This is a genomic window from Ensifer sp. 1H6, assembly GCF_001976035.1.
GTDB classification, from domain to species: domain Bacteria; phylum Pseudomonadota; class Alphaproteobacteria; order Rhizobiales; family Rhizobiaceae; genus Ensifer; species Ensifer canadensis.
The window spans coordinates 109,583-131,255 of sequence record NZ_MOAI01000010.1 but is presented as its reverse complement, the minus strand read 5'-3'; the positions used below and the strand labels follow the sequence as shown (position 1 = coordinate 131,255).

The 21,673-nt window shown below is 63.0% G+C and carries 20 protein-coding genes and 4 pseudogenes; 15 read left to right on the top strand and 9 right to left on the bottom strand.

The window, feature by feature from the left end:
* Nucleotides 1-95 precede the first annotated feature (95 nt).
* From BKP54_RS14130 to tam, 3 genes are all read left to right on the top strand, one after another.
* Nucleotides 96-656 carry a phosphatase gene (locus BKP54_RS14130; RefSeq protein ID WP_025426270.1) on the top strand — a complete coding sequence of 187 codons (561 nt, stop codon included), beginning with the start codon at nucleotides 96-98 and terminating at the stop codon, nucleotides 654-656.
* 181 nt (nucleotides 657-837) lie between these two features.
* Nucleotides 838-1,500: a haloacid dehalogenase type II gene (locus BKP54_RS14125; RefSeq protein ID WP_025426269.1), complete on the top strand. Its 663-nt coding sequence runs from the start codon at nucleotides 838-840 to the stop codon at nucleotides 1,498-1,500.
* Nucleotides 1,501-1,512: 12 nt separating this feature from the next.
* Nucleotides 1,513-2,286, top strand: a complete 774-nt coding sequence (tam, locus tag BKP54_RS14120; RefSeq protein WP_025426268.1) for a trans-aconitate 2-methyltransferase — start codon at nucleotides 1,513-1,515, stop codon at nucleotides 2,284-2,286.
* Nucleotides 2,287-2,311: 25 nt separating this feature from the next.
* On the opposite strand, the gene BKP54_RS14115 is transcribed toward tam, so the two are convergent.
* The gene (locus BKP54_RS14115; protein WP_025426267.1) at nucleotides 2,312-3,205 is read right to left on the bottom strand and encodes a LysR family transcriptional regulator; all 894 of its coding nucleotides are present in this window, start codon (nucleotides 3,203-3,205) and stop codon (nucleotides 2,312-2,314) included.
* A gap of 139 nt (nucleotides 3,206-3,344) precedes the next feature.
* Here BKP54_RS14115 and BKP54_RS14110 point away from each other — a divergent pair, with 139 nt between their 5' ends.
* The 3 genes from BKP54_RS14110 (at nucleotide 3,345) to BKP54_RS14100 (ending at nucleotide 6,730) form a co-directional block, all read left to right on the top strand.
* Complete coding sequence (locus tag BKP54_RS14110; RefSeq protein ID WP_025426266.1) at nucleotides 3,345-4,526, top strand: MFS transporter; 1,182 nt, start codon at nucleotides 3,345-3,347, stop codon at nucleotides 4,524-4,526.
* Between the two features lie 87 nt (nucleotides 4,527-4,613).
* Nucleotides 4,614-5,450: an aldo/keto reductase gene (locus BKP54_RS14105; protein ID WP_025426265.1), complete on the top strand. Its 837-nt coding sequence runs from the start codon at nucleotides 4,614-4,616 to the stop codon at nucleotides 5,448-5,450.
* Between the two features lie 119 nt (nucleotides 5,451-5,569).
* Complete coding sequence (locus BKP54_RS14100; RefSeq protein WP_025426264.1) at nucleotides 5,570-6,730, top strand: MFS transporter; 1,161 nt, start codon at nucleotides 5,570-5,572, stop codon at nucleotides 6,728-6,730.
* Between the two features lie 9 nt (nucleotides 6,731-6,739).
* Here the strand turns inward: BKP54_RS14100 and BKP54_RS14095 are convergent.
* Nucleotides 6,740-7,647: pseudogene (locus BKP54_RS14095) on the bottom strand (LysR family transcriptional regulator).
* Between the two features lie 130 nt (nucleotides 7,648-7,777).
* On the opposite strand from BKP54_RS14095, the pseudogene wrbA reads away from it, so the two are divergent.
* The 5 genes and pseudogenes from wrbA to BKP54_RS35075 all read left to right on the top strand — a co-directional run.
* A pseudogene (wrbA, locus tag BKP54_RS14090) lies at nucleotides 7,778-8,389 on the top strand (NAD(P)H:quinone oxidoreductase); the annotation flags it as partial.
* A 19-nt stretch (nucleotides 8,390-8,408) separates the two neighbouring features.
* A complete protein-coding gene (locus tag BKP54_RS35085) occupies nucleotides 8,409-8,951 on the top strand; it encodes an MFS transporter (RefSeq protein ID WP_158071694.1) in 543 nt (180 codons plus the stop codon).
* Entirely contained in the window at nucleotides 8,915-9,601 is a 687-nt protein-coding gene (locus tag BKP54_RS35080) for an MFS transporter (RefSeq protein WP_128090420.1), read from the top strand. Before BKP54_RS35085 ends, BKP54_RS35080 begins: the two co-directional genes overlap by 37 nt.
* Nucleotides 9,601-9,780, top strand: coding sequence for a hypothetical protein (locus tag BKP54_RS14080; RefSeq protein ID WP_025426261.1), 180 nt, complete (start codon nucleotides 9,601-9,603; stop codon nucleotides 9,778-9,780). Before BKP54_RS35080 ends, BKP54_RS14080 begins: the two co-directional genes overlap by 1 nt.
* 110 nt (nucleotides 9,781-9,890) lie before the next feature.
* Nucleotides 9,891-10,316, top strand: a complete 426-nt coding sequence (locus BKP54_RS35075) for an MBL fold metallo-hydrolase (protein ID WP_128090419.1) — start codon at nucleotides 9,891-9,893, stop codon at nucleotides 10,314-10,316.
* Here the strand turns inward: BKP54_RS35075 and BKP54_RS14075 are convergent.
* Nucleotides 10,300-10,692, bottom strand: coding sequence for a DUF2780 domain-containing protein (locus BKP54_RS14075; RefSeq protein ID WP_053250731.1), 393 nt, complete (start codon nucleotides 10,690-10,692; stop codon nucleotides 10,300-10,302). The two genes, BKP54_RS35075 and BKP54_RS14075, sit on opposite strands and share 17 nt — an antisense overlap.
* 355 nt (nucleotides 10,693-11,047) lie before the next feature.
* On the opposite strand from BKP54_RS14075, the pseudogene BKP54_RS14070 reads away from it, so the two are divergent.
* Both BKP54_RS14070 and BKP54_RS14065 read left to right on the top strand, forming a co-directional pair.
* Nucleotides 11,048-12,609 (top strand): annotated as a pseudogene (locus BKP54_RS14070) (helicase HerA-like C-terminal domain-containing protein).
* 201 nt (nucleotides 12,610-12,810) lie between these two features.
* Nucleotides 12,811-13,023: an alkylphosphonate utilization protein gene (locus BKP54_RS14065; RefSeq protein WP_025426258.1), complete on the top strand. Its 213-nt coding sequence runs from the start codon at nucleotides 12,811-12,813 to the stop codon at nucleotides 13,021-13,023.
* 223 nt (nucleotides 13,024-13,246) lie between these two features.
* Here the strand turns inward: BKP54_RS14065 and BKP54_RS14060 are convergent, their stop codons facing one another.
* Entirely contained in the window at nucleotides 13,247-13,669 is a 423-nt protein-coding gene (locus tag BKP54_RS14060) for an organic hydroperoxide resistance protein (RefSeq protein ID WP_025426257.1), read from the bottom strand.
* A 117-nt stretch (nucleotides 13,670-13,786) separates the two neighbouring features.
* On the opposite strand from BKP54_RS14060, the gene BKP54_RS14055 reads away from it, so the two are divergent.
* Nucleotides 13,787-14,263, top strand: a complete 477-nt coding sequence (locus BKP54_RS14055) for a MarR family winged helix-turn-helix transcriptional regulator (protein ID WP_025426256.1) — start codon at nucleotides 13,787-13,789, stop codon at nucleotides 14,261-14,263.
* A gap of 141 nt (nucleotides 14,264-14,404) precedes the next feature.
* Here the strand turns inward: BKP54_RS14055 and BKP54_RS14050 are convergent, their stop codons facing one another.
* The 4 genes and pseudogenes from BKP54_RS14050 to BKP54_RS14035 all read right to left on the bottom strand — a co-directional run bounded on the left by BKP54_RS14050 (nucleotide 14,405) and on the right by BKP54_RS14035 (nucleotide 19,764).
* Nucleotides 14,405-15,193: a L,D-transpeptidase family protein gene (locus BKP54_RS14050; protein ID WP_025426255.1), complete on the bottom strand. Its 789-nt coding sequence runs from the start codon at nucleotides 15,191-15,193 to the stop codon at nucleotides 14,405-14,407.
* Nucleotides 15,194-15,373: 180 nt separating this feature from the next.
* Nucleotides 15,374-17,707, bottom strand: a complete 2,334-nt coding sequence (locus BKP54_RS14045; RefSeq protein WP_025426254.1) for an EAL domain-containing protein — start codon at nucleotides 17,705-17,707, stop codon at nucleotides 15,374-15,376.
* Between the two features lie 169 nt (nucleotides 17,708-17,876).
* Nucleotides 17,877-19,252: pseudogene (locus BKP54_RS14040) on the bottom strand (PepSY domain-containing protein).
* A gap of 158 nt (nucleotides 19,253-19,410) precedes the next feature.
* On the bottom strand, nucleotides 19,411-19,764 hold the full coding sequence (locus BKP54_RS14035; protein WP_128090418.1) for a hypothetical protein: 354 nt from the start codon (nucleotides 19,762-19,764) through the stop codon (nucleotides 19,411-19,413).
* 221 nt (nucleotides 19,765-19,985) lie between these two features.
* Here BKP54_RS14035 and BKP54_RS14030 point away from each other — a divergent pair, with 221 nt between their 5' ends.
* Entirely contained in the window at nucleotides 19,986-20,645 is a 660-nt protein-coding gene (locus BKP54_RS14030) for a glutathione S-transferase family protein (RefSeq protein WP_025426251.1), read from the top strand.
* 36 nt (nucleotides 20,646-20,681) lie between these two features.
* Here the strand turns inward: BKP54_RS14030 and BKP54_RS14025 are convergent, their stop codons facing one another.
* Nucleotides 20,682-21,623 (bottom strand): LysR substrate-binding domain-containing protein, encoded by a 942-nt coding sequence (locus BKP54_RS14025; RefSeq protein ID WP_084814540.1) that lies wholly within the window; start codon nucleotides 21,621-21,623, stop codon nucleotides 20,682-20,684.
* Nucleotides 21,624-21,673 lie beyond the last annotated feature (50 nt).

Here is a 21,673-nt window from a genome sequence, read left to right as displayed (position 1 = left end):
CTGTTTGCTTTTGGCTGCGGATGCGATTTTGCCCTTAAGTCAGAACCGGTTTCAGGGCAAAATCACCACAGGAAGAATCACGACGAGGTCCTGTCATGGCGCTAGCGGCAGCTGCCACCGGGGAAGAACTCTACAGCCCCGTTCTTAATGCCAATCCGGCCCATCCGAACGGATGGCCCATCCAGATGGTCATCAGTTCACAAACGGAGGCGCGGCACAATCGGGCGCTCTGGGCACCGACGCACCTGATCTCGATGCGGGCGCCGGCGAGCCGGCTGCTGTCGATGATCGAGCTGCCGCCCGAAAAGCACCTGGAACTCTATTTCGGCGACGCCACCGACCCCGATGCTCCTGACGCCGCCCGTCCGGACGCGATCGAGGCGGCCTTCAATTTTATCGACGGCTTGCCTGAGGATGCGCATCTGCTGGTGCACTGTCTGCGCGGCATCGGCCGCGCGACGGCACTGAGCCTCGGCATTCTTGCGCGGTACATGTCGCCCGAGGAAGCGGCCGCGGCGTTGCATGCCCTGCGGCCGGAAGCCAAGCCGAACCGGCATGTGGTCGGGCTTTGCGATGCGGCGCTCGGGCTCAAGGGAAAGCTTGCCAAACAGGCCCTCCGCTTCCCCGCAAAGGTCTGGAAACCAGGCAAAGGCTGACGCCTGGTGGCGCAATGCCGTTGTGCAACGCACAAATCTTTGACATGATCGCGCAAAAGAACGGTATTCGCGGCGTGCCAACACCGGCACAATGCGGTAAGCCTTTGTTTTCGGCCACGCTTTTACGGGGTATGACATTTTGTCCCGCTGTGTGGCCGGGGATGACAGACGGGAGGAAAGAATGTCCCACGCGGCCTATGTGTTCGATGCCTATGGCACGCTTTTCGACGTGCATGCGGCGGTTCGGCGCCATGCCGCCGAGATCGGTCCGGACGGACAGGCGTTCTCCGAACTCTGGCGCGCCAAGCAGCTCGAATATTCCTGGGTGCGCTCCTTGATGGGCGCCTATCAGGACTTCTGGCAACTGACCGAGCAATCGCTCGACTACGCATTTTCCCGCTTCCCTTCCGCCGACCGCAAGCTGAGGAAACCGCTGCTTGATGCCTATTGGACGCTCGATTGCTACCCGGAGGTTCCCGCCGTTCTGAAAGGGCTGAAGGAGCGCGGAGCGCGGCTCGCGATCCTTTCCAACGGTTCACCTGATATGCTGGCTGCAGCGGTGCACAATGCAGCGCTCGAGATCGTCATCGACGACGTCTTCTCCGTCGACACGGTGAAGACCTACAAGGCGGCACCAGCGGTCTATGATCTCGTCACCACGCGCTATCGGCTTTACCCGCATGCGGTTTCCTTCCAGTCGTCAAACCGCTGGGACATTGCAGGGGCGACGAAGTTCGGCTTCCGCACGGTCTGGATCAACCGGGCCGACATGCCTGACGAATATCGTGACCAGGGGCCGGCGTTGATCCTGCCTTCGCTCGAAAGTCTGCAATTCGGTATCTGAGGTTTTGTCTCAATGGCTTGGTCGGCGTCGCAATACCTGAAATTCGAAGACGAACGCACGCGGCCGGCACGCGATCTGCTGGCGCAGGTTCCGGACCTGCCCTCCGGTCCTGCCTTCGATCTTGGCTGCGGCCCGGGAAATTCGACCGAACTGATCCACCAGCGATTTGCGGACGCCTCCCTTTCCGGCCTCGACAGCGACGAAAACATGCTGCTGGCCGCCGCCAAGCGGTTGCCGGGCCTGACCTTCGAGAAGGCTGACCTGGCGACCTGGGTGCCGCCGAAGGGCGCGTCGCTATTCTTCGCCAATGCCGTCTTCCAGTGGCTGCCCGATCACCTCGACGTGCTGGAACGGCTGACCGCTTCGCTTGCGCCCGGCGGTACGCTGGCGGTGCAGATGCCCGACAATATCGACCAACCGACCCATCTGCTGATGGAAGAAACGGCCCGCAGCGCCGACTTCGCCGATGCCTTCGAGGGCCGGACGATCCGCCGCAATGCGTTGCCGGCACCGACTGTCTATGTCGAGCGTCTGTCGCGCCATGCGCCCCATATCGAGGTCTGGCACACGATCTACTATCACCGGCTGGCGAACACCAAAGCGATCGTCGAATGGGTCAAGGGCACGGGCCTGCGCCCCTATCTCGATGCGCTGCCGCCTGAGCGACGCGACGCCTTTGCTGCAGCCTATACCGACCGGATCCGTGACGCCTATCCGGCGATGAGCGACGGCCGGGTGCTGTTGCGCTTTCCCAGGTTCTTCGTCGTCGCCGTCAAGGCCGACTAAGACACACCATCCCGCGGGCCATGCATCAGATCCGTTCGGCCAGGAAGTCGATGAAGGCGCGGATGCGGGCCGCGAGATGTTCATGGCCGGCATAGACGGCGTAGACCGTTTCGATCTCGTCCGGCCGATAATCCTCCAGCAACGCAACCAGCCGTCCCGCGGCCAAGTCCGGCTCAGCGTGGAAGCGGCCGATACGGCCGATGCCGACACCGGCGAGACAAAGCTGCTGGACGATCGCGCCGCTCGAGACCTGCAGATTTCCGAAGACCGACAGAAGCTCGGCCGAAGTTTGGCCGGGGGCACGGAAGGCCCACTCGTCGACGCTGCGGCGGAAGTTGAAGCGAATGCAATTGTGATTTTCCAGGTCGGCAGGCGTCTGCGGCACGCCGTGTCTGGCCAGATAGGCCGGTGACGCGATCACCACCGGCCGGCTCTCCATCAGCTTGCGCGCCTTCAGCGACGAATCGCGCAAGGGGCCAGTGCGGATCGCCACGTCGGCCCGTTCGCCGACCACGTCGATCAGGCTGTCCGTCAGGGTCAGATCGAGGCGCACCTCCGGATAACGTTCGAGAAATTCCGGCGCGAGCGGCAGGATGTAGCGCTCGCCGAAGCCGACCGATGCGTTGATGCGCAGAAGCCCGCGGGGAGAGAGCCGGCCGCCGGCCGCAACCAGTTGCTCGGTCTCGGCGATCTCGGTCAGAATGCGTTGGGCGCGTTGCAGGTAGACTTCACCCTCCGGCGTTAATTGCAGGGACCGGGTCGAGCGCACCAGCAGGCGCGTGCCCAGCCGATCCTCGATCCGGGTGACCAGCTTGCTGACCGCAGATGGCGATAGCCTCAGCCGCCGGCCGGCGGCAGAAAAGCTGCGCGTTTCGCAGACGGCGACGAAGACCTCCATTTCACCGGCGCGGTTGTCCATCACTCACCTATGAATTCAGTTCACAGCCGTTTATCCGATTATACGGATTATCGCGCAAGCTCTCCACCCTCATATTCCCGTCGAACACATCAACACCAAAACGCCCGGTCCTCCCAGCCGGACGGGAAAAGGTCTTGTCATGCCCATTGCACTCTTCGCATTGACGATCGCGGCCTATGCGATCGGAACCACCGAGTTCGTCATCGTCGGCCTGCTGCCGACGGTTGCCGACGATCTCAACATCACCCTGCCGCTTGCCGGCCTCATCGTCAGCGTCTACGCGCTCGGCGTCACCTTCGGCGCACCGATCCTGACGGCGCTCACCGGCCGGATCGAGCGCAAGCCGCTGCTGGTCGGACTGATGGCGCTGTTCATCATCGGCAACGCCGCGGCGGCACTGGCGCCGAGCTACGAGCCTCTGCTCATTGCCCGCGTGATTTCCGCCTTCGCCCACGGCGTCTTCTTCTCCGTCGGCTCGACCATTGCCGCCGACCTCGTGCCCGAGGATCGCCGTGCCTCGGCGATTGCCATGATGTTCATGGGCCTGACGGTCGCCATCGTCACCGGCGTGCCGCTCGGCACCTGGATCGGCCAGACCTTCGGCTGGCGCGCCACATTCTGGGCTGTCACCGGGCTTGGAGTCATAGCGCTTGCCGCCATCGCCACGCTGCTGCCAAACACGCTGACCAAGGCGCCGCCGGCAAGGTTGATCGACCAGGTGCGCGTTCTCGGCTCTGGTCGGCTGCTGATCGTCTTCGCCATGACCGCGCTCGGCTATGGCGGTACCTTCGTCGCCTTCACCTTCCTGGCGCCGATCCTGCAGGAAATCACCGGCTTTTCCGAAGGCGCCGTCAGCCTGATCCTGGTGCTCTACGGCGTCGCGATCGCGATCGGCAACATCGCCGGCGGCAAGATCGCCAACCGCGATCCGGTGAAGGCGCTGGTTGGCCTCTTCCTTGCTCAAGCCGTCGTCCTTGTGCTCTTCACCTTCACGGCCACGTCGCAAGTCCTGACGCTGGTGACACTGGCAAGCCTCGGCTTCCTGTCGTTCGCCACCGTGCCCGGCCTGCAGCTCTACGTCGTGCAGCTTGCCAAGCAGCATCGGCCCGGCGCTGTCGACGTCGCCTCGGCGCTCAACATTGCCGCCTTCAACCTCGGTATCGCCATCGGCGCCTGGCTTGGCGGCGTCATCGTTGCCTCGTCGCTTGGCCTCGGCATGACGCCGGTCGTCGGTTCCGTTCTGGTCGTTGGCGCGCTGCTGCTGACGCTTCTGAGCGGCGCACTCGATCGCAAGGCAGAAACAGTCGCCCAGCCGGCTTGACCAAGCGGCCAACTGGCCCACCTATACCCTCGCCTCTTTCCCGCCCGGCCGATGGCCGGGCGTTCTGCAAAAACAAGGAGTTCCCACATGCATTCGGTCAATTCCAACGGCGCCAACATCCCGGCGCTCGGCTTCGGCACCTTTCGCATGCCCGGTGCCGACGTGCTGCGCGTGCTGCCGGAAGCGCTGAAGCTCGGCTTCCACCACGTCGATACCGCCCAGATCTACGGCAACGAGGCTGAAGTCGGCGAAGCCATCCACAAATCGGGTATCGCCCGCGCCGATATCTTCCTCACCACCAAGGTCTGGGTCGACAAATATGCCCATCGCGATTTTCTCGCCTCTGTCGACGAGAGCCTGATGAAGCTCAAGACGGATCACGTCGACCTGCTTCTCCTGCATTGGCCGGGTGGTAGCGACGTGCCGATGGCCGAGCGCATCGGCGCACTGAATGAAGTGCACAAGGCCGGCAAGGTCCGCCACATCGGCGTCAGCAACTTCAACACCGCCCAGATGGAAGAGGCGGTGAAACTCAGCGACGCGCCTGTTGCCACCAACCAGGTGGAATACCATCCCTATCTCGACCAGACGAAGGTGCTCGCCACGGCCCGCAAGCACGGCATGTCGATCACAGCCTACTACGCCATGGCCAACGGCAAGATCCCGAACGATCCGCTGCTGAAGGACATCGGTGCGCGCCACGGCAAGACCGCGGCGCAGGTGACGCTGCGCTGGCTGGTGCAGCAGAAGGATGTCATCACCCTGTCGAAGACAGCAACGATCGAGCGCCTGAAGGAAAACTTCGACATCTTCGACTTCGCGCTTGGTGACGGCGAGATGGCGGCGATCCATGGCCTCGCCCGTCCGGACGGCCGCATCGTCAGCCCCGAGGGTCTGTCGCCGGTGTGGGACAAGGCCGCCTGACAATAGTTGCCGATCCGCCGCCGGTCGAGTTCCAAACCGGCGGCGGATGATCTATGCAGATCCCCTGGGGAGATCGATGCCGATCTCCCCAGGGGACGCACTGTCGATGGGAGGGGCCGATGACGTCGAAAACCGTTGAGGTGGGCGACATCGCTCCGGATTGGCCGGCCATCATCGCCGTCGTGCTTGGCGTTACCGCCTTTTCCGTCGCGCAAGGGCTCACCTATCCCTTGATTTCGCTGTCGCTGGAAGGCCGCGGCGTCTCGGCCGCCACGATCGGTCTCAATGCCATGGGCTTTGCCGCCGGCCTTGCCGCGGCGACCCTGCTGCTCGGGCATCTGACGCGACTTGCCTCCGCAGACAAGCTGATCATCGCCAGCCTCTGCGGCTGTTCCCTCTGCCTCGCAACACTTGCGTCCACCTCCTCGCTTCCGGTCTGGTTCATCGCCCGCTTCGCGCTCGGCTTCTTCGTCAGTATGGTCTTCATGCTGGGCGAAGCCTGGCTCAACACCGCCTGCCCGGACCGGCTGCGCGGCCGGGTATCCGGCCTCTACGGCGCCGGCATGTGCGGCGGCTTTGCCGCCGGGCCGCTGGCGATCCCGCTTCTCGGCACCAGCGGCGGGCTCGGCTTTGCGTTGCTGGCGATCTATATCGCGCTCGTCGCCTTCCTCACCGGCCTTCTGACGATGGGCGCGCGGACGCGGCCGGAGCCATCTTCGACGCGCGATCTGTTCGCGTTCTTCCGGCACGCGCCGACCCTGATCCTGATGGTGCTGATGTTCGGCTTTGCCGATATTGCGGCGATCTCGGCGATGCCGGTCTATTTCGTCAAGTCCGGCCACAGTCAGGCCTTCGCGGCGTTGAGCGTGACGGTGCTTGCGGTGCCGACGGCACTGGCGCAGCCCTTCATTGGTGTCTTGCTCGACAAGTTGCCGCGTCGGCGGGTGGCGATTACTGCAGCCGCGGTGGCGGCAACCGGCTATCTCGCCATTCCGTTGGTGACGTCGGCACCGCTCTTGCTGGCGCTGTTCGCGCTGATCGGCGCTGCCAGCTTCGCCCTCTACACGGCAGCGCTGACCATGCTCGGCGAGCAATATCGCGGCAGCATGCTGGTGGCTGGCAGTGCCGCCTTTTCGCTGGCCTATGCTGCCGGCAGCGCGGCCGGATCGGGCGCCACCGGCTTTCTCATGGCGCTGATCAATCCCACTGCCGGTCCGCTCGGGGTCGGCATGGTACTGGTCATGTTCACGCTGATATTCGCCGTCGCCGGCAGGAGATAGGCGCGGCCGTCAGCGCCGACAAAGTCGGGTAAGCGCGTCGCCAAAAACACGCGCCGCCGGCCCGAGCGGCTCGTCGATCCGGTGCACGAGATAGGCCTCGGCGGCGACCTGGCTGTTGCGGCCGAGCGAGGCCGTAGGCAAGCGAACGAGCCGGCCCTCGGCGAGATCGCGCTCCACCTGCCACAGCGGCAACCGCCCCCAGCCGAGCCCCGCCAGGATCATCGCATGTTTGGTATCCTGGTTGCTGACTCGGCAGGTCTGCGGCGAAAGCACGCCGAAGTCGCGCCCCTCCGATCGCTGCGAGGGATCCGACTGGACGATCTGCAGATGGTCGGCGAGCTCCGGGCTGCCGAGCACGCCGTTGACGGCGTTCAGACCCAGCGGATGCTGCGCGGCCACCACCGCGATCAGCTGGACGTCCGTCAGCGCCTGCCGGCCGATCGCCGGATCGCGAAAATCTTCACCCACCATGATCCCGAGCGTGAAGCGTCGCTCGATCAGGCCATCGAGCGGGCCGCCGAGCGGCGAAACCGAAAGCCTGATGGCAACCGAGGGAAAGGCCACCCGCATTTCCTTCAGTGCAGCGCCGACGGTCACAATCGGAAACAGCGTATCGACGATCAGCGACAGTTCCAGCTCGATGCCCTCGCCGAGGCCGCGGGCGCGGGCACGCATGGCATCGACGCGCAACAGGATATCGCGCGCATTGGCAAGCAGAGCCTGGCCTTCGGGTGTCAGCACCGGCCGGTGGCCGGAGCGATCGAACAAGGAAACCCCGAGCCCGGCCTCGAGATTGGCGATGGCGTGGCTGACGGCAGACTGGACGCGGGACAGCCGGCAGCGCCGGAGCGAAAACTGCCGCTTTCGGCAACCACCACGAAAGTCCGCATCTGGTCCAGGGTCAAGGCGTCAATCATGATCGATTCCATAGATCAGTTTGATGCATTTTATATCACTTTTTCAGATCGATGAAAGCACCCATCCTGCCTGACATCAGCGGCCGCGAACGCTCCGCAGACCGAAGCAAGCGCAACAAGGGAACCGGAAATGACAAAGATCCTCGTGCTTTACTACTCCTCCTACGGTCACATCGAGACCATGGCCGCAGCCGTTGCGGAAGGCGCACGGGCCGCAGGCGCCAGCGTTGCGGTGAAACGGGTGCCGGAGATCGTACCGGAAGCCGTCGCCATCAATGCCGGCTACAAGCGCGACCAGGACGCACCCGCCGCAAGCGTTGCCGAACTGCCCGATTATGACGCGATCATCATCGGCACGCCGACGCGGTTCGGTAACATGGCCGCGCAGATGAAGAACTTCCTCGATCAGGCGGGCGGCATCTGGGCCAGGGATGCGCTGGTGGGAAAAATCGGCAGCGTCTTCACCTCGACCGGCAGCCAGCACGGCGGCCAGGAGTCGACGATCCTGGCAACACACACGGTGCTGCTGCATCTCGGCATGGTGATCGCCGGTCTGCCCTACAGCTTCAAGGGCCAGATGCGCATGGATGAGATCAGCGGCGGCTCGCCCTATGGCGCCTCGACGCTCGCCGACGACGGCAATGGCGGCGACCGGCAGCCAAGCACCAACGATCTGGAGGGTGCACGCTTCCAGGGCCGCCACGTCGCCGAACTGGCGCGGGCGCTGGTCGCGGCCGGGCGCGTGTGGCGGAGGTGGCCTGATGTCGACGGTCGTCGCTTTCGTCCCGGAAAGGACCAGCTGGACCGCAGTAACGGCGGTCGTTGCCGCCGGCATGGTCGCCGCAATGCAGGTGGGCAAGGGGCTGATCGCCGGCCCCCTGCTGCAGGCCGATCTCGGGCTCGACCTGACCGCACTCGGCTGGCTTACCTCCGTCTTTGCGATCGTCGGCGTTGTCGGCGGCATGCCGGCCGGAGCCATGGTCGCGGCCATCGGCGACCGGCGCATGCTCGGCGTCGGCATGGGCATCCTCCTGCTCGGCATCATCACCGGTGCCGCGAGCCAGAACTTCACGCTGCTCATCCTGTCCCGCATCTTCGAGGGGTTCGGTTTCCTGCTCGTCGTCGTTGCCGGTCCGGCGATCCTCATGCGCATTGTCGGCTCCGGGCGGCGTGATCTGGTCTTTGCGGTCTGGAGCTGCTTCATGCCGGCGGGCATGGCAATCGCGATGCTCACGGGTCCTCTGTTTGCCTCCTGGCAGGCAATCTGGTGGATCAACGCCTCGTCGCGCTCCTCAGCCTGTTGACGATCATTGCAGCGATATCGCCCTCGCAGAGCAGGCCCCGCCCATCCGCTGGCGGCTTCCACGCGGACGTGATCGCAACGGTGAAAAGCCGAGGGCCGGTGCTGCTCTTCGCCCTTTTCGCCCTCTACAGCCTTATGACGTTCACCCTGTCCAGCTTCCTGCCGATCCTGCTCGTCGCGCTTGGAACGGCTGGGGTGCTCAGTGCCCTCATCACGCTTTCCAACGTCATCGGCAATCTTGCCGCCGGCCACATGCTGTCCCGCGGCGTCGGCCGCGGTCGTCTGGTTATCACTGCAGCCACGCTGATGGGCGCTGCCGGCCTCTGGATCTTCCTTTCGCAGTCGGGTGACTTGCTGACGTTTACATCATGCGTGCTATTTTCGGCGATTGGCGGACTGATCCCTGCGACCTTGATATCGACCGTACCGATGCTGTCGCCAAGCCCGGCGCCCGCACCGATGGCGATGGGCCTCTTGATGCAAGGCAGCAATCTCGGGCAGCTCATCGGACCTGTTGCTGTCGGAACCGCGATCGAAGTTTACGGCTGGACTTCCGGTGCGGCCTTCATCGGCATCGGCGCACTCGCCTGCATCCTGCTGGCGACAACTCTTGATCGCGCCCTTCCTGTTAAGGAACAGAAGAAAGCGTGATGGAGCATCTGTTCGACACCCTCTACGGCGCCGGGGCGGAACGGCTCAGCTTCGCCCCCAATTTCACCGGTCGCGCCTTCGTACTTCGTCGCGATGCTGGCACCCTGCTCGTCTGCGCCTCGCGGCAATTGGCCGAAGAGGCCGAAGGCCTCGTTTCGGTGGGCGCGATCGCACGGTAGCACATCAACCACCATCACCAGGCGATGCCCTCCTGCGATTGGGCCTCAGACCACCTCGGCGCACCGCTGTTTGGACCCTGGAACGCCGGCAGATCCGGGCACATTGCCGAATGGCCGGTGGTTTTGCTGATCGCGAACTGCCTTCCGCGGATTTTGAAGTGATCCCCACACCTGGGCATACGGCGGGCTCGGCCTGCTTTCTCTGGGACGATGGCCAGCGTCGTGCCGAGCCTGGCAAAGGGACTGCCGCTTCATCAGACCGAGGTACGGGAAACGGAACGCCAGATCGATGCGATGACGCGGCGGCTGAAGCACGGTGCCGATGGTTAGAGCATTTCCAGGAAAAGTGCGAAGCGATTTTCCGTCAGGAAATCCGTAAAAAACAAAGAGATAGAGCGTTTCTGCGACTTCGTCCAAACCCGAAACGCTCTATCGTCGATCGAGGGTACGACACCAAGACAACAAAAAACCCACCGGCGCTGGCGCCGGTGGGTTTTCTTCAAGCAGAGCCGAAAGAGATCAGACGAACTGGCTGAGGCCCGGGACCGAGGCGACAACTTCGTCGACGACATCGGCGCCAGCCTTTTCCTTGGCGAAAGCAATGGTTTCCTTGGCGAGCGAGGTGATCTCGCCCATGCCGAGGCCCTGGCTCATCAGCTGCTGGCCGAGCGCCATGACACCGCCGCCGCCGATCGCCGACATCAGGCCGCCGAGCAGACCGCCGCCGCCCGTGCCTTCGCCGTTGTACTGTGCGATCAGGTCGGTTGCGCCCGGGATCGATTCGATCATCTGGGCGACCGGACCGTCAGCCGCTTCGCGCTGCAGGAAGCCGAGGATCATGCCGACAGCCTTTTCAGCCGTCGCAGGCTCTAGGCCGACATTCTCCGCTACGCGCGTGACCAGTTCATTCATGGATAACTCCTCGTTGAATTTTGACGTTGACGTCAAGGTAAATGATCGCTTCCGAAATAACAAGCGACGATGGATGGAATGCCGGGCAATCCACCAGCTTTCAAGCAGCTCTCCGCGCATCGCGTAGCGGCGCAATTCCGCGGCTCGGGGCAATCGTTTCACGGTCGTGACCGCTTGGCAATGCGACCGATCGGCCGCCACCAGCTCCGCTGGTTTCGGGTTGCGCGCCGCAATCACCTTGTTGCCGGGTGGAGCAGCACCGCCTATAACAGGAACGAGCCACATTTCGATGACGGGCCCGGCAGACATGCCGCGAACCGCCCGCTTTCATTGATGAAACGGAGATGAAGCCCACATGGTGGAAGAAGGCAAGCTCTTTATCGGCGCCAGCCGCAAGCCGGATGATACGATCAACAAAGGCGAATATCTCGAGCTGAAATTCGGCAACCGCCACGGGCTCATCACCGGCGCCACCGGCACCGGCAAGACCATTACCCTGCAGATCCTCGCCGAAGGATTTTCCAACGCCGGCGTTCCGGTGTTCTGCGCCGACGTCAAGGGCGACCTCTCGGGCATCGGTGCGATCGGCGAGGCCAAAGACTTCATCCTCAAGCGCGCCGAACAGATCGGCCTGCCGACCAACCCCTACGAGTTCCAGGAATTCCCGGTCATTTTCTGGGATCTCTACGGGGAAAAGGGCCACCGCGTCCGCACCACCATGTCGGAAATGGGTCCACTCCTCCTGTCGAGGCTGATGAATGCGACGGACGCTCAGGAAGGCGTGCTCAACATCGCCTTCAAGATCGCCGACCAGGGCGGCCTGCCGCTGCTCGATCTGAAGGATCTGCAGGCGCTGCTCAACTACATGGGCGAGAACGCCACCCAGCTTTCCAACCAGTTCGGCTTCATCTCCAAGGCCTCCGTCGGCTCGATCCAGCGCGAACTGCTAATCCTGGAACAGCAGGGCGCCGAACATTTCTTCGGCGAGCCGGCACTGAAGATCACCGACATCATGCGCACGACCAATGACGGGCGCGGCGCGATCTCGGTGCTTGCCGCCGACAAGCTGATGATGAACCCGCGCCTCTACGCGACCTTCCTGCTGTGGCTTTTGTCCGAGCTGTTCGAGGAGCTGCCTGAGGTCGGCGATCCCGAGAAGCCGAAGCTGGTGTTCTTCTTCGACGAGGCGCATCTGCTGTTCAACGATGCGCCGAAGGTGCTGACCGAGCGGGTCGAACAGGTCGTCCGCCTCATCCGCTCCAAGGGCGTCGGCGTCTATTTCGTGACGCAGAACCCGCTCGACGTGCCGGAAACGATCCTCGGCCAGCTTGGCAACCGCGTCCAGCATGCGCTGCGCGCCTATACGCCGCGCGACCAGAAGGCGGTGAAGACCGCCGCCGACACCTTCCGCCCGAACCCGGAGTTCGACTGCGCCACCGTCATCACCAATCTCGGCACCGGCGAGGCGCTGGTCTCGACGCTCGAAGGCAGGGGCGCGCCGTCGATGGTGGAGCGCACGCTGGTGCGCCCGCCGCAATCGCGTGTCGGCCCGCTGACGGCGGAAGAGCGGCAGAAGGTCATGGATGTCAGCCCCGTCCGTGGCCAGTACGACGAAGATTTCGACCGAGATTCGGCCTATGAAATGCTGACGCGCGCGCCAAGAAGGTGGCGGAAGCGCAGCAGCAAGCCGAGCAGGCGCCGGTGGAAGCCGATACCGGCGGTGGCCGCTGGACGCTTCCGGGCTTCGGCGACGACGAGTCTGCGGCCCCGGCCGGAAAGCAGGCCCGTCCGCGCTCCTCCGGATATCAACGCGAAACCGTGGTGGAAGCGGCGATGAAATCGGTTGCCCGCACCGTTGCAACCCAGGTTGGCCGCGCATTGGTTCGCGGCATCCTTGGCAGCCTGAGCAGGCGCTAGAGTATTTCCAGGAAAGTGCGAAGCGGTTTTCCGTCAGGAGATACGGAAAGGCAGGAGCGAGGGCGTTTCCCCGGCTCCTCTAAAGCGGAAGCGCCGCAGCGCAACGGCGCGGACGCTGTCCGCCGCGGCGATAGAATAGACCATCTCTGCACGCCCTGATCCGCCGGATCAGGGCGTGCCTGCATCTTGAAAGGACATCCCATGGACGTGAAAGACTCGAACGGCGCCATCCTCAACGACGGCGACAACGTCACCCTGATCAAGGACCTGAAGGTCAAGGGCACCTCGACGACGCTGAAGCGCGGCACGGTGGTCAAGGGCATTCGCCTCACCGACAATCCTGACGAAGTCGAGTGCCGGGTCGAGAAGATCAAGGGCCTCGTGCTGCGCACCGAATTCCTGAAGAAGGCCTGATGCTGCTGCGCGCGGCAGGAAACGGGTAGCGCGCCCTCGCCGTCAATGACGCGCGAAGCTGAGCAGACAAACAATAAAGCCCGGCGGGAGCCGGGCTTTATTGTTTATTAGCGAAACGAGAGGCTTAGAGCGTTTCCGGTTTAAACGAAGCCGCAAACGCTCGGCCTCTTTGTTTCCAAGCATTTCCTGACGGAAAACCGCTTCGCACTTTCCTGCAAAGGCTCTAGGCGACCGTCAGCGTGACGTCGATATTGCCCTTGGTCGCATGGCTGTAGGGGCAAACGATATGCGCCTTCTGGACGAGATCTTCGAGAACCGCCTTGTCGACGCCCGGCGAAGTGATTTCGAGTGCAGCGTCGATGCCGAAGCCGGTGCCGTCTTCGCGCGGGCCGATGCCAACCGTGCCCGTCACGGTGGTGTCTTCCGGAAGCTTTACCTTCTCCTTGCCGGCGACGAATTTGAGCGCGCCGAGGAAGCAGGCGGAATAGCCGGCAGCGAAGAGCTGTTCGGGATTGGTGCCGCGGGCGCCGTCGCCGCCAAGTTCCTTCGGCACGGTCAACGTAACGTCGAGAACGCCATCGGCGCTCTTGGCCTGGCCGGCGCGGCCACCGGTTGCGGATGCAGTGGTACGATAGAGAATGGGCATTGGCGGGGTCTCCTTTGCGTTTCGTTGTCGAATGAGAATTACATACTGCAAAATTAAATTGTGCGCAAATTAATTTTGCAAATTGCATTTTCGGCCCAAATTTGCGACAATGCTGAGATGACGATCAAAGCGGCACAATTCGACACGCTCCCGGACGAAGCGCTGACGCTCGGTAAACAGCTCTGTTTCGCCGTCTATTCCGCTGCGCATGCCTTCAACCGCGCGTACAAGCCGCTCCTCGATCGTTTTGGCCTCACCTATCCGCAATATCTCGTGCTGCTGGCGCTCTGGCAACAGGACGGAATGACGGTCAAGCGTATCGGCGAAGAGATCGGGCTCGATTCGGGAACGTTGTCCCCGCTGCTGAAACGGCTAGAGGCGGCAGGTTATGTCGGTCGGCAACGCGATCCCGGCGACGAACGGCAGGTGATCGTCAGCCTGACGGAGAAGGGTCATGACCTCAAGACGGAGGCTTTCGGCATTCTCGCTGATATCGGCAAGGCGTCGGGCTGCAGCCTGGAGGAAGCCCGTGAAATCAGGGAAACCCTACATCAGCTGACGCGACGGCTCTCCTCCGGCGAGAGCGAAGTCTGATCGCGGGCGGCAACGTCGAAATTTCAAAACTTGAGAAACGTGCCGGGATCGTGGCTGTCGCGCCGATCTTGCGCAGCACAGAAACCGGGCGCGCAGGTCGAACGCCCGGACTGATCCAACCTGCGGCGCTGTAAGCGCAGCTCAGACGACGAGGATCGGCGCCTTGCCTCGCACGCGGTCATAGAGATCTATGACATCCTGATTGAGCATGCGCACGCAACCCGACGAAACGGCCTTGCCGATCGACTGCCATTCGGGCGAGCCATGCACGCGGTAGAGCGTGTCCTGCCCGTTCTGGAAGATGTAGAGCGCGCGGGCGCCCAGCGGGTTGTCGATACCAGGTGCCATGCCGCCATTGCTGGCGGAATACTTTGCCAGCTTCGGCTGGCGCGCGATCATCGAATCGGGCGGCGTCCAGCGTGGCCACTTCTTCTTCCACTGGATGACGCCGCGGCCCGACCAGGCAAAGCCCTCGCGACCGAGACCAACTCCGTAGCGCAATGCGCTGCCACCCGGCTGGATCAGATAGAGGAACCTGTCACCGGTATCGACGACGATCGTGCCCGGACGCTCGCCGAAGGGATCGCTGACCTCCTGGCGATAGAAGCGTGCATCGATCTGGCGATAAGGCACGGCCGGGATCTGATTGCCGCCATCGTCGACAGCGGCATAGATATCGCCGAAATAGGCGCTCTGCGGCGGCAGGCCCGTCGGCAACGGACCTCCATAGGCAGGGCCTTCCAGAATGACCTCGGCACGCGGATCGACCCAACGCCCTTCAAGAGCAGGATTGCGAAAGATCGGCGCAGTTTCCTGGCGGAAGCGATCGGTGTTCATCGAAGACGTGCAGCTCGCAAGGCCCGCGGAGGCGAGCGCAATACCGGACGTGCGGAGAAACTGGCGACGGGAGAAAATAACTGAAGAGGACATCGAACTCTGAAAGGCTTGAGTGCGCGACGAACTGGAGTGCTGCACGAAATTGATTAATGAAACGATTCGCGCAGACCCGCCCAATTTAAGAATGCTGGCATCTACGGCTGGAACGAGGCTTGTGTCGGTAAACGTCGGATCACGTTTCCGACAGCTTTTTCGGCGTTACGCCGGCGTGGCTCAAATGCCGTCGGCGTTCAAGCCGGGCTGGCGCAACAGCGCCTCAAAATCCGCTGATGCAAGCGGGCGGCTGAAAAAATAGCCCTGGATCTCGTCGCAACCGCTATGGCGCAGGAACTCCACCTGCGCCTGGGTTTCGACCCCTTCGGCGATCACCCGCAGCCCGAGATTTTGTGCGAGCGATATGATCGCCGCGGTGATGGCCCTGTCGTCGACATCACCAGGGATATCCTCGACGAAGGATCGGTCGATCTTCAGGCGACGGACGGGAAACCGCTTCAATGCGCTAAGGCTCGAATATCCCGTGCCGAAATCGTCGATCGCCAGATGCACGCCGATCGCCTTCAGTTCGTGCATGGTCGCCAATGCGCCCGGCACGTCCTGCATGATCAGGCTCTCGGTCAATTCCAGCTCGAGAAACCGCGGCTCCAGCCCGGTCTCGGCGAGAACGGCGGCGACATGCGCCGCCCAGTTTCGCTCGCGGAACTGGCGTGCGGAAACGTTGACGCTGACGATCAGCAACGGCAGCCCGGCCTCGTGCCACGCCTTGCACTGACGGCAGGCGGCGCGCAGCACCCAATCGCCGATCGGCACGATCAGTCCGGTCTCTTCGGCCAGCGGAATGAAATCGCCCGGCGAAATCATGCCACGCTCGGGATGCCGCCAGCGAAGCAGCGCTTCGGCGGCAAAGACCCGGCCGCTCTCGATATTCACTTGCGGCTGGAAATGCAGCAGGAATTCTTGCCCCGCGATCGCCTGGCGCAACTCCGCCTGCTTCAACAGCTTTTCGTGGGCCTTGTCGGCCATCTCCTCGGTGAAAACCTGCAGATTGTTGCGGCCGAGCTCCTTGGCGCGGTACATCGCCATGTCGGCATTGGCGAGCAGCTCGCCGACCGTCTTGCCCTGGTTGGGGAAACAGGCAACGCCCATGCTGCAGGATATCTGCAGGCTGCGGCCGTTGATCTGCATGGGCGCAGCAATAGCCGCCCGAATATCCTCAAGGCGTGCGAGCACGACATCGCGCTCGCAGGGCAGGCCGTTCAGAAGAAGGATGAATTCATCGCCACCGACGCGCACGACCATATCGGATTTGCGCACCGATGCGCGCATGCGCGTGGCGGTCACCTTGAGCAACTCGTCACCCGCCGCATGACCCAGCGTGTCGTTGACGAGCTTGAAGTTGTCGAGATCGAGGAAGGCGAGGACCGCCCATTGCCTCGTTCCGCGCAACGCTTCCAGGGCTTCGGCGACCTGCTCTTCGAACAGCGCCCGGTTCGGCAAACCGGTCAACGCATCGTGGTGAGCCATGAAGCTGATGCGGTCTTCGGCCTGCTTGCGCTCGATCGCGATGCCCGCCAGATGGGCTGCCATGGCGATCAGCTCCTTCTGGGGTTCGTCGGGAACGCACACGGTTTCCGAATAGAGGGCAAAGGTGCCGAGCACCTTCCGATCGCGAGAATGGATCGGTGTCGACCAGCAGGCATGGAAGCCGTAGGGCGTGACGACCTCCTTGCAATCCTCCCAGAGCGGGTCGCTATGAATATCCGCAACGATCACCTGCTCGCCGCGCCAGGCGGCCGTGCCGCAGGAGCCCGCTTTCGGGCCGATCTCGAGACCATGGATCAGGCCACAATAGGTTTCGTCCAGGCTCGGCGCGGCACCATGCAGCAGGTGACGGCCATCGGCCGATAGCAGCAGGATCGAGCCGCGGATCCGCGGCACCAGCGCCTCGATCAGCAGGATCAGTTCGCGGAAAAATTCTTCGAGCGGCCGGCCGTTGGCGATCATCTCCAGAAGATGCGCCTGGCCCTCCAGCAAACGTTCTGCCGCCTTGCGGTCGGAGATATCGCGTGACACGCCGACGATGCCGACGATCTTGCCGCGCTTGTTGCGCAACGGCACCTTGGACGTCATCAGCCAGCGATCGCGACCCTTGGTCACCATCGCACGCTCTTCGATGCCGAAGATCGGCTCTCCCGTCTCGATCACCCGGCGCTCGACAGTGGCGATGATCTCGGCCAGATGTGGCGGATGCAGGTCGAAATCGGTCTTGCCGATGATGTCGCGAAGCGATTCCAGTCCGTTGTCTTCGATAGTGACCTGGTTGGCGATGAGGAACCGGCCCTCGGTATCCTTGGCATAGATATAGTCGGGCACGTGGTTGATGATCGTTTCCAACCAGTAATGCCGGTCGGCAATGTCAGGGTCGGAAGGAAATATCCGGCTCATCTCATCGGCCAGACGATTGCTCGCATCGATCAGGCAGCGCGTATCCTCGTTGCCGCCCACATTGAGGGCCGCATAACGCGGATTGCGGGACGTGTTCTTCGCCAAGCAAGGCCTCCGGAAGCACAATGTCGAGATCGGTCTGACTTCCCCAACCAACGATAGGCGGCCAAAGGTTAGCCGTCCCTAAATAAGACAAGGAAAATCGTGCAGAGGTTGCATTTCGGTGCTCAATATAGCCGGAAAGATGGGGCGGCGCGAGCCGCCCCATGCCAAATCAGGACAGAACCCTGCGCAATGGCGGAACCAGCATCAGTGCCTGGTCCGCAACGATCATTACGATGATCGCAATGCCGGTCAGCGGAAAGGCCAGCCCGAACAGTAGCGCCAGCAACCACAATCCGGCATAGATACTACGCCGCGGCGGCATCGGCGGCACGCCGATGCGCCCGGCCGGGCGCCGTTTCCACCACATCACAACCGCCGAAACCGACACGAATATGATCGCCAGGCAGGTCGCAAGCATCAGCAGCTGGTTGAACAGCCCCCATTCCTGGCCCTTGTGAACGTTGATGCTCCATTCGATCGCCTTGCCGAGTGGCGGGTACTGGCCAAAGGCGATGTCGACCAGCGGCTCGCCGGAATATTGATCGATGTGCATCGTGCGTTCGCGGGCGAGATCGGCGGGAAAAATCGCCGCGGTGTAGACACCGGTCTCGTCGGCGGGAATGGCCAGTTCATAGCCAGGCAGCATGCCGGCCTTGTCGGCAATCGCGACGGCCCTGTCGAGCCCGATGGACGGGACTGAGCCGCCGCCGGCCGCCGACATCGGGACCGGCGCGTTCTCCACCAGCCAGCCGGCCTTGGAGAGCACGTCGGTCGACACCTTCGTCGAGGTCGGGACATCGTCCCAGAGCCCGGCCGGGTAGCCCAGACCAGCCGCCGTCAGCTTGCCGTTGACGGTCGAGCCCCAGTAACCGGACCAGAGCAGACCGGAAAAGGCGAGAAAGACGATGAGCAGCGCCGAGGCGATGCCCGTGACCGCATGCATGTCGCGCCAGAACACCCGTCGCCCCGGTGTGCCGCGGACGGTGATCACACCGCCGGTCTGCTGCCGTGGCCACCAGAGATAAATGCCGGTGACGACGAGCAGCAGCGCAAAACCCGCGACAATCTCGATGATCGTTTCGACACGTTTGCCGAAAAAGTCGAGGCTGTGCAGGTCTTCGACCACCTGGTTGAACTCGTCGCTCGGGGCGACCATGTCGAGTATGCCGGCAGTATAGGGATCGACATAGACCATCAGGCGCCCTGCGCCTACGCCCACCGTCACGCGTGCCGACCGATCGGCACGGCCGGCGTGCGATAGGCAACTGCCGTGCTGCCCGGCACCGCCTCGACGGCGTTGGCGACGATCGCCGAGGGCGGCAGCGGCGTCTCCCCCACCGCAACGATATTGCGATAGGCAAAGAACGTGTCGTCGATCTCGTCGTTGAAGAGATAGAGCCCGCCGGTCACGGCAAGGCTGATCATGAATGGAATGACCAGAAGGCCGGCGAAGAAGTGCCAGCGCCAGATCGCGCGGTAGAGCGAAATGCCGCGCTCGGCGACATCGGGCAGTCGCGCGGCGCCGGAAAGAGATGCAGTCGTCATGGGTGTCCCCCCGGGAAAAGCCCAGCGATGACCAGCTGGCGGCTTACCCTTGCTTGAAGTCTGGATGTGGTGGTTGCGCCAGCCGCTGGAGCGAACGCGTCGACCGAGAACCCCTCGTCGACAGTGCGCGTGCTGGCACTCAACCCTTCAGAGGCAGATCAGGCGGAAAACGGTGGGGGCGCGCGAGGCCCGGAGCCAGCCAGCAGCACCGGACGAGCGAGCAAAAGCTTGGCTGCTGGCGAAGAGAGCGCCAGGAACGTAGGCGCGGTCTTGGCGTGAAACGCCTGAGGCGTGGGCAGAAGCACCGGCGCGGCGAGACAGCAGGACTGGCATGCATGCGCTTTCGTGCCGCCCTTGCCATCCGGATCGTCATGGCCGGCCAGGCAGAGGTCGGGAAGCGAGCCGTCGGGCAGAACATAGGCTGCCATATCCGGTGCAGCCCGCATGGCGGCGCCCGCTGGCAGTTGCACCAGGGCGGAAACGATGAACACCAGCGCGCAGAAAATGCGCACTGCCGCGTCCATCCTCATCCACTCTCGCCGCGGTCGCGCCAATCAAGCCCCCATATCGATGCTGGGATTGCTAGTGTGCGAAGGTCTGAAAGACAAGCGGCCTTACCGCCGCACCGGTCGTTCAGCAAAAGATTTCATGCGAGATATCAACGCCCGCCGCTTCTTGCGCGGTCCGCGATTGCCTATGACAAGGGTATGCAAATGACAGGAGGAGACCGGACATGCTGACGATCTATGGCGTCTATCGCTCGCGCGCATCGCGCAATTACTGGATGGCGGGAGAACTCGGCATTCCCTTCAAATCCGTACCTGTTAAGCAGGCCTATAGGCTGGCCGATCCGCTGGCGGACGATGCGCCTGTTAACACCAAGTCGGCGGAGTTTCTCGCCGTCAATCCGATGGGCTTGATCCCGGCGATCGACGACGATGGCCTTGTGCTGACGGAATCGCTTGCCAACAATCTCTACCTCGCCCGCAAATATGGCGGGCCGCTTGCGCCCATCGACGTCCGGGAAGAAGGACTGATCGGCAATTGGACGATGTGGGCGGCCACCGAAGTCGAGCCGCACGCCGTTCGCATCATTCTCACCTACGATGCCGGCACCGAGAACACCGATGAGGGCAAAGCCAAGGTCAGCGCGGCTGTCACCGCATTGGGCAAGGCCTTTGCCTATCTCGAAAGCCATCTCGATGGCCGGGACCATATCGTCGGCGACCGCTTCACCGTCGCCGACCTCAACCTCGCGGAAGTGTTCCGCTACGCCATGAGCCAGACGGAACTGTTCGACGGGCATCCCAAGGTCAAGGCGTGGCTGGCGCGCTGCCAGTCTCGTCCGGCTTTCAAGGCGATGATGGAGGTTCGGTCAAAGGAAGCCGAATAGGCTTCTGCCATCGAACGCCACGCCGGCGAAGCGACATTAGTCACTCGCAGACGGTGGCTTGAAACGGGTGCGTGGCGCCTTGAGGTCGAGCAGTCGCATGCCCTCTTCGACCTCGTCGCGCACCCAACGTTTGAACGCCGTGGTGGCCTTGCTCTCCCGCCTTGAGGGCGAGCTGACGAAGTAGTGGCCGTAGCCGGTACGCGCGCGGATACCGTAGGGAACGACGAGACTGCCCTCGGTCACGGCGAAACCGGCAAGCGTCTGCCAGGCGAGCATCACGCCTTGGCCGGCAATCGCGGCATCGAGCACGAGCGATGCCTCGTTGAAGGTATGGCGCACGCCCAATTCGGCACCGGAAAGCCCGACCTCGCGCAGCCAGACCTCCCAGGTAAACATCGAATGGCCGTCGATAACCGCCGGCATCTTTAGAATATCTGCAGGCTCGCGCAGGTTTTCAGCCATCGCCGGCGAGCAGACCGGGAAAACCTCCTGCTCCAGCAACAGCTCCGATTTGACCCCCGGCCAGCGACCCTCACCAACACGAATTCCGACATCGACATCCGATGTATCGAGATTAACGAGCCTGGTCGTCGCGTCGATGCGCAGCCTGATATCAGGATGGCGCTCGGCGAAACGATTGAGCCGGTAGACCAGCCAGCGCGCGGCAAAGACCGGCGCGACCGAGATTGTCAGCACCGATTCGTCCCGCCGCCGCGCCGAGGCAACCGCCTCAGCCAACTCGCCGAAAGCATTGCTCAGCCGCGCCAGGAACAGCCGGCCGAAATCCGTGGCCACCAGCCCACGCGATGTGCGCTCGAACAGGATGCGGCCGAGCTGCGCCTCGGATTTGGCGATCTGCTGGCTGACCGCGCCGGGGGTCACCCCCAATTCCTCGGCTGCTGCTGCCAGCGAGCCAAGGCGACCGGCCGCCTCGACCGCACGCAAGCCGCTCAGGTGAATAGCATTCAATTCTTTCATATAGTTTTTCTAAACCTACCCTTTGGCAATCTCAATTGAAATCGTGGTCA